A 9,058-nucleotide genomic window follows, 5' to 3' on the forward strand; every position below is an offset into this window, starting at 1 on the left:
TGGTGTTCAGTGGTGTGATATGCGTTTGGGGTGCTGGGAGCGGGACCGGCGGCCGGCACCGCTCCGGCCCCGGGCGCCGGCCCCACCGGGGCCGTGATCGGTGAGGCCGTCCTAACGCCGCTGGGCGGGCACTCCGCCCGCGGCAGCGCCCTGGTGGAGCAACTGCCCGACGGTACGCGGCAGGTTGTGATCACCCTCCCGGGGCAGCAGCTCACGGGCTATCGCGAGGTGTGGCTGGGCTCCGCGGACCTGACCAGGATGGTCAGCCTGGGCGTCCTGGGGCAGGGGAGCCAGGCCTTCGTGGTGCCCGGCGGGTTGGACCTGACGGCGTATCCGGTGCTGGATGTTTCCGACGAACCGTACGACGGCGATCCGGCACACTCCACGGACAGCCTGGCCCGGGGGAAGCTGTCCCTCCGGGGCTGACCGCCGGCTTCCGGTGGGTCCGGCAGCCGGCCCCGAGGCGGTGTCTGCCCGGGGGTGGACCGGTCCTACGCGTCGTCGGCGTCGTATCGGAGGCCGATCCGCCCCCGCACCGTGTCCAGGGCCGCCATGATGCCCACGGTTTCCTCCGGCGGGAGGATGTCGTTTCCGGTGGCGCCGGCGGCGATCAGGCGCTCCATCTCCCACGCCTGGTACTGCATGCCGCGCCCCGTGACCGGCTCCTCGAAGCGCTCCACCAGCGTGCCGGCGTCGTCGTAGCGGCTAAAGCCGGTGGGGGTGTACCAGACCGGGTCGATCTCGATCCGGCCGCCGGTGCCCAGGACCGCGGCGCGGTTGGGGCCCGCGGTGTCCAGGGCGCAGTGCAGGACGGCCTGCTGCCCCCTGGTGTAGTCGAAGATCATGGCCGTCTGCCGGTCCACCCCGGTGGCTGTCATGCTGGCCGAAGCCTGGATCCGCTCCGGCACCCCCAGCACGTCGAAGGCAAAGGACACCGGGTAGATCCCCAGGTCCAGCAGGGCGCCGCCGCCGAGGGCGGGGTCGTTGAGCCGGTGGGCCGGGTCCTTGGGCAGGTTCTGGGTGTGGTCCGCCAGCAGGGTCCGGACCTCTCCGAGCGCGCCGGAGCCGATCAGCTCCCGGATCCGGACCATGTGCGGCAGGTAGCGGGTCCACATCGCCTCCAGTGCCACGAGCCCCTTGGACGCCGCCGCCTCGGTGACGTGCCGGGCCTGCCAGGCGTTCATGGCGAATGGCTTCTCCACCAGGACGTGCTTGCCGCCATCGAGGGCCAGCATCGCGTGCTCATAGTGGAACGGGTGCGGCGAGGAAACGTAGACGACGTCGACGTCGGGGTCGGCGGCCAGCGCTTCGTAGCTCGAGTGCGCCGTGGCCACGCCGAAGCGGTCCGCGAACTCGCGGGCCGTGCCCGCGGCGCGGGAGCCGACCGCCTGGACGCTGAAGCCGTGGTCGACTAGGTCCGAGGTCTGCAGACCGGCGATGAGGCCGGTCCCGAGGATGCCCCAGCGGACGGGCCGGGCGCTGCCGGCGGGGCCGGACGGCTGCGGAGGGGTGGTGGCGTCTGGCATCGGAGCTCCCTTGCGTGCGGCCGCGGGGTGCGGCCGACCTGGGAACGACGCTACCGCACCGCCGGGGTAGCGGTGCGGTCCGCGCGGGCCCTCAGTCCGGTCCAGGCCAGCACGATCGCTACCAGCACCATCGCCAGGAAGCCCAGGCCGGAGTAGCCCGCCGCGGTCAGCACGGGCCCGGCCAGCGCGCCGCCCAGGGCGCCGGCGGCGTTCATGCTCAGGTCCGAAATGCCCTGCAGGGCGGGCCGGTCCCGGCCGGCCACGGACTCGGCCACCATCGCGGAGCCGGCCACCACGGAGGCGGACCAGCCCAGGCCCAGCAGGATCAGGCTTACCGTGACGCCGGCCTGCGAGTCGGAGTAGAGGCCCGCGATCAGCAGCGAGGCCAGCAGCGTCGCCTGACCCGCCAGGACCACGGGCACGCGGCCGGCGCGGTCCGCAAGCCAGCCGAAGGCGGGGGAGAGCGCATACATGCCGGCGATGTGCAGGCTGATGGTGAAGCCCACAATGGTCAGGCTCGCGCCGTGCTCGCGCAGGTGGATGGGCGTCATGGACATCAGCGCCACCATGGTGGCATGGCTGAGGGCGACGACGGTGACGGCGTACCGCGCCCGGTTGTTCTGCCGGAGAATCTGCCGGCCGGTCTGCGGCGGCTCCGGAGTGTCGGCGCGGGCGCCGGCGCGGAGGGACTGCAGCAGCGGGTCGGGCCGGAGCCCGGTGAGGTAGACCGCCGCGGCGGCCAGCTGGCCGGCGACGGAGAAGGCGAAGGCTCCGGTCATGGGCGGCAAGCCGAGGGCGGCACCCACGGCCTCGCCGGGGCAGAAGAGGTTGGGGCCGAGGACTGCGCCGACGGTGGTGGACCAGACGACGACGGACAGGTCGCGGGCGCGGGTGCCCGTGGTGGCGAGGTCGGTGGCCGCGAACCGGGCCTGAAGGTTGACGGCCGAGCCCGAGCCCAGCAGCATCAGGCCCAGCAACAGCAACGGGAAGATGCCGAACGCCGCGGAGCTGATGGCCGTGGCGGCGCCCAGGCAGGCGATCAGGGCTCCGGTGGAGAGGGACACCCGGCGGCCGCGCGCCAGGGCCAGGCGTGAGAGCGGGATGGCAGCCACGGCGGCACCGAGGGTGCTCATAGTCGCCGCGGTGCCGGCCCAGGCCGGGGACCCGGACAGCTGGGCCGCGAGCAGCGATCCCAGGGACAGGGTGGCGCCCATGCCGATGCCGCCGAGGACCTGGCCGCCCACCAGCACGGAGAGCACCTTCCGCTGCGACGCCTGCCGCGGAGGGTGCTCCCGTGCCGGCCGGGGGGTCACTTGCAGGTGCAGCGCTGGTCAGCGGGAACGTTGGCCATCACGGAGTCGACGTGCTCGCCGCAGCCGGCCCAGGTGATCTTTCCGCAGGTGTTGCATCGAACGGGACTGCACATGGTGTTCTCCTCAAAAGTTGTGGTGCCGGGACTCCGAATGGATGCCCGCCCTCCAATAATACCCCTAGGGGTATTATGCACAAGGTGACTCGGCGCTTGCGGAGCCCGGTTTCCCGGCGGTGGGTCCCTAGAGGGATTCGACGAGTCCGGCGGTTCCGGCGATCGCCCCCGGGACAAGAGAATAGTAGGCCCAGGTGCCCCGCTTCTCACGGTGCAGGAGGCCTGCGTCGACAAGGATTTTCAGGTGGTGGGAAACGGTGGGCTGGCTCAGGCCGAGCGGTTCGGTCAGGTCGCAGACGCAGGCCTCGCCCCCGCCGGAGCCCTTGACGATCGAGAGCAGCCGCAGCCGGTTCGGATCGGCGAGCGCCTTGAAGACCGACGCCCTGCGCCGGGCCTCCTCCGGCGCCAGGGCCGGGGTGGCGGAGGGTGTGCAGCAGCTCCCGGCGGAGGCCTGATCAAGAATGTCCAGCGACGTCATGCCCTCATTATGCCCATAGATTGACATTCGTCGATATAGCCGCCGATACTTCATATCGACAAGTTTCGATCTCTATCGCGAATCCCTTTACCCGCCAGGAGCCCCGTGAGCACCCAGACTGACCCGACGCCCACCCGTGAAGGTGAGGCCGCCGTCGTCGGCAGGCTTTCCACCCTGGACAGGTTCCTGCCGGTCTGGATCATCGTCGCGATGGTTTTGGGCCTGCTGCTGGGAAGCGTCATCCCTGGCCTGAACGCCGCGCTCGACGCCGTGAAGATCGGCGAAGTCTCGCTGCCGATCGCCGTCGGCCTGCTGGTGATGATGTACCCGGTGCTGGCGAAGGTCCGCTACGACCAGGCGCACCGCGTCATCGGCGACCGGAAGCTCATGGTCACGTCCCTGGCGCTCAACTGGATCGTGGCGCCGGCGTTCATGTTCGCCCTGGCCTGGATCTTCATTCCGGACCTTCCCGAATACCGCACCGGGCTGATCATTGTGGGTCTGGCCCGCTGCATCGCCATGGTGATGATCTGGAACGACCTCGCCTGCGGCGACCGGGAGGCGGCGGCCGTGCTGGTGGCCATCAACTCCGTTTTCCAGGTCATCGCCTTCGGCACCCTGGGCTGGTTCTACCTCCAGCTCCTGCCGTCCTGGCTGGGGCTGCCGACCACCAGCGCCGGCTTCTCCTTCTGGGCCATCACCAGCTCGGTGCTGGTGTTCCTCGGAATCCCGCTGCTGGCCGGATTCCTCACCCGCACCATCGGCGAAAAAGCCAAGGGCCGCGACTGGTACGAGGGGGCGTTCCTGCCGAAGCTGGGCCCCTGGGCGTTGTACGGCCTGCTCTTCACCATCACCCTGCTGTTCGCCCTTCAGGGCGGCACCATTACCTCCCGGCCGCTGGACGTTCTCCGGATTGCCCTGCCGCTGATGGTCTATTTCCTGGTGGTCTTCGGCGCCGGGATGGCCATCGGCAAGGGCCTCGGTCTGGGATACGGCAAGACCACCACGCTCGCGTTCACGGCCGCCGGCAACAACTTCGAACTCGCCATCGCCGTGGCAATCGGGACCTTCGGCGTCACCTCCGGGCAAGCGCTCGCCGGCGTCGTCGGGCCCCTGATCGAAGTTCCCGTCCTGGTGGCACTTGTCTACGCCGCCCTCTGGGCCCGCCGGCGTTACTTCACCCCCCGCACCCTTCCCGCCTAACCCCGCACACTCAGGAGAATCGCATGAGCACCGAAACGGCCAAGAAGCCCTCCGTCCTGTTCGTCTGCGTCCACAACGCCGGACGCTCCCAGATGGCCGCCGCCTTCCTCACCACCCTGGGCAAGGGCGAGATCGAGGTCCGTTCCGCCGGATCAGCGCCCGCGGACAAGGTCAACCCCTCCGCCGTCGAGGCCATGGCCGAACTCGGCATCGACATGTCGGCCGAGATCCCCAAGGTCCTCACCACCGAGGCCGTCAAGGAATCCGACGTCGTCATCACCATGGGCTGCGGCGACACCTGCCCGATCTTCCCCGGCAAGCGCTACGAGGACTGGGAACTCGCCGACCCGGCCGGCAAGGGCGTGGAGTCGGTCCGGCCTATCCGCGACGAGATCAAGGCCCGCATCGAGGAACTCATCGCATCCCTGAAGGAGGACTGACCATGGCCGTCACCGGATCCCTTCCCGTCGCCATCATCGGCGCCGGTCCGGTAGGACTCGCCGCCGCGGCGCACCTGCTCGAGAGGGGCCTCGAACCCGTGATTTTCGAGGCCGGGGCGGCCCCGGCCGATGCCATCCGGCAGTGGCGCCACATTCGGCTGTTCTCGCCGTGGCAGTACAACACCGACCCGGCGGCCGTGCGGTTGCTCGACGCCGCCGGTTGGGAAGCGCCGAAGCCGTCGGGTCTGCCCACCGGCGGGGATCTCATCGACCGGTACCTGGAGCCGCTGGCCGCGCTGCCCGCCATCGCCGGGCGCCTGCACGCCGGTGCCCGGGTCACCGCCGTCACCCGTGAGGGACTGGACAAGACGCACAGCCGGAACCGCGCCGGTACGCCGTTCCTGCTCCGGATCGAGGAGTCCGGGGGCGGCACCCGCGAGGTGCGGGCCGCCGCCGTCATCGACGCCTCCGGCACCTGGTCCACCCGCAACCCGCTCGGCACCTCCGGCCTGCCAGCCCGCGGCGAGCCGGCCGCCACTGCCCGGATCTCTCCGCCGCTGCCGGACGTGCGGGGCCGCGACCGTGAAACCTTCGCCGGCCGCACCGCCGTCGTGGTCGGTTCCGGACACTCCGCCGCCAACACCCTGATCCACCTCGCCGACCTGGCGGCCCAGGAGCCCGGCACCCGGATCCTCTGGGCAATCCGCGGCGCCTCCGCCGCCAAGGTCTACGGCGGCGGAGACGCCGACGGCCTCGCCGCCAGAGGCCTGCTCGGCAGCCGGCTCCGCGGCCTCGTCCAGGACGGGACCGTGCAGCTGCACACGCGGTTCGGCATCGCCGCCGTCTCCCTGAACGGCACCCAGGTCACACTCACGGCCACCGACGGGCGCACGCTCAGCGCCGACGTCGTGGTCCCCGCGACCGGCTTCCGCCCGGACCTGGACGTGCTGCGGGAGCTCCGGTTGGACCTTGACCCGGGCGTGGAGGCGCCGCGGCAGCTCGCGCCGCTGATCGACCCGGAGTTCCACTCCTGCGGCACCGTGGAACCGCACGGGGCGCGGATGCTGGCGCACCCGGAGGAAGACTTCTACATCGTGGGCATGAAGTCCTATGGCCGCGCCCCGACCTTCCTGCTCGCCACCGGCTACGAACAGGTCCGTTCCGTGGCCGCGGCGCTGGCCGGCGACCGGGAGGCGGCGGACACCGTGCACTTGGAGCTGCCGGAGACCGGGGTTTGCTCAACGGACATCGGCAGCAGCTGCGATGCGCCCGCCTTAGCCGATGCGCCCGCCACGGCCGGGACGTCGGCGCCAGCCGGGGCAGGCGGCGGCTGCTGCACTGCACCGGAGCCCGTCCTCCTCGGTTTTCCCACGGGATTGCTGCACGGGCGCGGCGGCGAAGCGGACGCCGGATGAGCGCCGGGGCGGGCCTCCGCATCAGGGATCTCACCGCCGCGGACTGGGCCGCCGTCCGGGCGGTCTGGGCCGAAGGCATCGCCACCGGCCACGCGACCTTTGAGGCGGAGCCGCCGTCCTGGGAGAGCTTCGATAAAGGACGCCGCCCGGACGTCCGCCTGGTGCTGGAGGACGACTTCGCCGTCCTCGGCTGGGCAGCCGTCTCGCCGGTGTCCACCCGCCCCGTCTACCGCGGCGTGGTGGAACACTCCCTCTACCTCGCCGCCGCCGCGCGGGGCCGCGGCCACGGTGCCCGACTCCTCGCGGAGCTCATCGGCCGCTGCCGGGAGGCCGGCATCTGGACCATCCAGTCGACCATCTTCCCGGAGAACACCGCCTCCCTGGCCCTGCACGAACGCCTGGGCTTCACCGTGGTGGGAACCCGGCGCCGGATTGGCCTGATGTCCTATGGGCCGCTCGCCGGGCAGTGGCGGGACACCGTCCTGATGGAGTACCGCAGCCCGGACCACTAGCCGGACACGGGGCCCACGGCCGGTGCGGAAGAATGGGACGGTGAGCGAGGCCGGTGACTTCATAGACGCGACACTGCAGCGTGAGAGTTCCTGGCAACGCGCCGAGGCCGGGCAGGACCGCTTCGGGCCCGGGCTCTCGGTCTACGGCGCCTCCGTTGGCGCCGTCCGGGGCACCGTCCGCGACGCGCTCCGCCGGCACCGGCAACTGGACCGGGACGGTCTCACCGCGCTCAGTTCGGAACTGTGGGCCGTGCCCGTGTTCGAGCGCCGCCTGGCCGCCGTCGTGCTCCTCCAATCTGCCCTGCGGCACCTGGACAACTCGGACCTGACCCGGATCGAAGGCTTCCTCCGCGGCGCGCACCTGCCCGACCTCGCGGACCCGCTGGCGGTGGACGTGGTGGGGCCGCTTATCGCCGGGCTGGGCGGGCAGGCCCGGGCCCGCGCCGAGGCCGTCCTGGACCGGTGGCTGGGCGATCCCGACCCCTGGCTTCGCCGCGCGGCCCTGCTGGCGCCGCTGCGCGAACTCCGGAAGGGCGCGGGGGACTGGGCGCGGTTCCGGCGCCGGGCGGCCCAGGCCCTGGCCAACGGCATGGCGGACGGCGGCCGCGACGGCGGTCCGTCGGCGGAGGAGATGGTGAGGGCCGCCATCGAGCGCGTCGAACGGGAAGCGGGCGGCGAACTCTAGGGATACTCGGTGCGCGGGGCGGCGGGACTCAGGCGGGCCGGCGCTCGACGACGGCGTAGGCCTTGCCGTCCAGGAACTCCCAGTCCGTCACCACCATGAAGCCCAGCGCGTCCACCCTGTCGTTCAGCACGTGCAGGTCGAAGCCGCCGTCGCGCGGCTCGGCATCCCAGGTGGCGACGTGGATCTCCTTCCCCTCGAGAACCAGCAGCTCGGTATTCACGTCGAAGTCTTCCTGCGGCTGATCGCTCAGCTGGCAGATCGCGACACAATGGGGATTCATCGGATCCTCCGCTCGGGACATGGTGGGATCATCGTAGCCCCGCCGGGACGCCTCTGCCGTTACCTTAATGTGACATTCGGGAGGATGGCCGTTACCGTGGAGAGGTGCCCGTTGGTTTCCGAGACGGGCACCCCCGGACCGATTGCCTAACTCTGCCGCGGTCCAGGGCATCCTCGCAACCAGCTGGCAGAGACGGGGAAACCAATCGCGACCTGCCCACGGGCGGGTCTTGGGGTGAAGCCGCGCAGTGTCCGCCCAGACGGACCCGCGGCCGGGTGTCTCCCATCCGAATCCGACAGCTCACCTCGCAGGCTTTGGGAGAGGTACATCATGACTTCACGCTCTACTGACGCGCGCCCCGGCACCACCGCAACTACCGGTCGGGGTGCCGCCTTCGCCGCGGCGACCGGCACCGTGGGCCGGCAGGCCGCCGTCGTCCTCGCAGCCTCCGGCCTGGTCCTGACCAGCGGCATGGCGGCCAACGCCGCCGGCAACGTCCCCGCCGAACGGGAATCCGCACCCGTCTCGCACGCCGACGTCGCCGGCAAGGTTACCGCCCCGGTGACCGCCGACTCCGCCGTGCAGATCAGCTTCGACCGCCCGGCCGTGGCCACCACCCCGGCGCCCGTTGTCGAGGCCCCGGCTCCGGCACCTGCCGCCGCGCCCGCCGCCGTCAAGGCCCCCGTGGCCCAGGTCCCGGCCGCCCCGGTGGCGAAGGTGACCGTCCAGGCCGCCGCACCGGCGCCGGCTCCGGCCGCCGCCCCCGCCGGTGGCGTCAACGCCGCCATGCTTTCTGCAGCGTACAGCCAGATCGGCATCACGCAGGACTGCACCGCCATGGTGGAGAAGGCGCTCGGCGCCGCAGGCATCCCGGTGGGCGACCTCGGCCCGCAGCAGTTCCTCAACTACGGCAAGGTCGTCTCCGACCCGCAGCCGGGCGACATGATCGTCCAGTCCGGCCACGTCGCCATCTACGCCGGCAACGGCCAGGCGATCAGCGGCGGTATGAACGGCTCCAACCAGACGATCGTCCACCCGCTGTCCTGGCTGACCGCCACCGGCGGCGTGACCTTCGTCCGCGCGGGGGCCTAAC

The 9,058-nt window shown here is 71.4% G+C and carries 11 protein-coding genes and 1 riboswitch; of the genes, 7 read left to right on the forward strand and 4 right to left on the reverse strand.

The genetic code is table 11. The features are described from left to right. Positions 1-30 precede the first annotated feature (30 nt). Positions 31-426: an anti-sigma factor gene (locus AB0305_RS21515; RefSeq protein ID WP_366173982.1), complete on the forward strand. Its 396-nt coding sequence runs from the start codon at positions 31-33 to the stop codon at positions 424-426. Positions 427-491: 65 nt separating this feature from the next. Here AB0305_RS21515 and AB0305_RS21520 read toward each other — a convergent pair whose 3' ends face one another. The 3 genes from AB0305_RS21520 to AB0305_RS21530 all read right to left on the reverse strand — a co-directional run bounded on the left by AB0305_RS21520 (position 492) and on the right by AB0305_RS21530 (position 3,430). Beyond that, positions 492-1,526 (reverse strand): Gfo/Idh/MocA family oxidoreductase, encoded by a 1,035-nt coding sequence (locus tag AB0305_RS21520; protein ID WP_364135319.1) that lies wholly within the window; start codon positions 1,524-1,526, stop codon positions 492-494. Between the two features lie 50 nt (positions 1,527-1,576). Beyond that, positions 1,577-2,839, reverse strand: a complete 1,263-nt coding sequence (locus AB0305_RS21525; protein WP_364135322.1) for an MFS transporter — start codon at positions 2,837-2,839, stop codon at positions 1,577-1,579. 240 nt (positions 2,840-3,079) lie between these two features. Next, the gene (locus AB0305_RS21530) at positions 3,080-3,430 is read right to left on the reverse strand and encodes a metalloregulator ArsR/SmtB family transcription factor (protein WP_364135325.1); all 351 of its coding nucleotides are present in this window, start codon (positions 3,428-3,430) and stop codon (positions 3,080-3,082) included. Positions 3,431-3,535: 105 nt separating this feature from the next. On the opposite strand from AB0305_RS21530, the gene arsB reads away from it, so the two are divergent. Genes arsB through AB0305_RS21555 form a run of 5 tightly spaced genes read left to right on the forward strand, consistent with a single transcriptional unit; the run spans position 3,536 to position 7,685 of the window. Further along, on the forward strand, positions 3,536-4,633 hold the full coding sequence (gene arsB / locus AB0305_RS21535; RefSeq protein WP_364135328.1) for an ACR3 family arsenite efflux transporter: 1,098 nt from the start codon (positions 3,536-3,538) through the stop codon (positions 4,631-4,633). Between the two features lie 23 nt (positions 4,634-4,656). Then, complete coding sequence (locus AB0305_RS21540; protein ID WP_290257674.1) at positions 4,657-5,073, forward strand: arsenate reductase ArsC; 417 nt, start codon at positions 4,657-4,659, stop codon at positions 5,071-5,073. A gap of 2 nt (positions 5,074-5,075) precedes the next feature. After that, positions 5,076-6,488 (forward strand): FAD-dependent oxidoreductase, encoded by a 1,413-nt coding sequence (locus AB0305_RS21545; protein ID WP_364135331.1) that lies wholly within the window; start codon positions 5,076-5,078, stop codon positions 6,486-6,488. After that, positions 6,485-7,000, forward strand: coding sequence for an N-acetyltransferase family protein (locus AB0305_RS21550; protein ID WP_364135334.1), 516 nt, complete (start codon positions 6,485-6,487; stop codon positions 6,998-7,000). The genes AB0305_RS21545 and AB0305_RS21550 overlap by 4 nt, the downstream gene beginning before the upstream one ends. A gap of 40 nt (positions 7,001-7,040) precedes the next feature. Beyond that, on the forward strand, positions 7,041-7,685 hold the full coding sequence (locus AB0305_RS21555) for a DNA alkylation repair protein (protein WP_364135337.1): 645 nt from the start codon (positions 7,041-7,043) through the stop codon (positions 7,683-7,685). Between the two features lie 28 nt (positions 7,686-7,713). Here AB0305_RS21555 and AB0305_RS21560 read toward each other — a convergent pair whose 3' ends face one another. Continuing rightward, positions 7,714-7,965 carry a hypothetical protein gene (locus AB0305_RS21560; RefSeq protein ID WP_290257678.1) on the reverse strand — a complete coding sequence of 84 codons (252 nt, stop codon included), beginning with the start codon at positions 7,963-7,965 and terminating at the stop codon, positions 7,714-7,716. Between the two features lie 133 nt (positions 7,966-8,098). Next, positions 8,099-8,293: riboswitch (cyclic di-AMP (ydaO/yuaA leader) on the forward strand. 2 nt (positions 8,294-8,295) lie between these two features. On the opposite strand from AB0305_RS21560, the gene AB0305_RS21565 reads away from it, so the two are divergent. Next, positions 8,296-9,057 (forward strand): NlpC/P60 family protein, encoded by a 762-nt coding sequence (locus tag AB0305_RS21565; protein WP_364135340.1) that lies wholly within the window; start codon positions 8,296-8,298, stop codon positions 9,055-9,057. Position 9,058: the final 1 nt, after the last annotated feature.

It is taken from the genome of Arthrobacter sp. NPDC080086 (assembly GCF_040702285.1).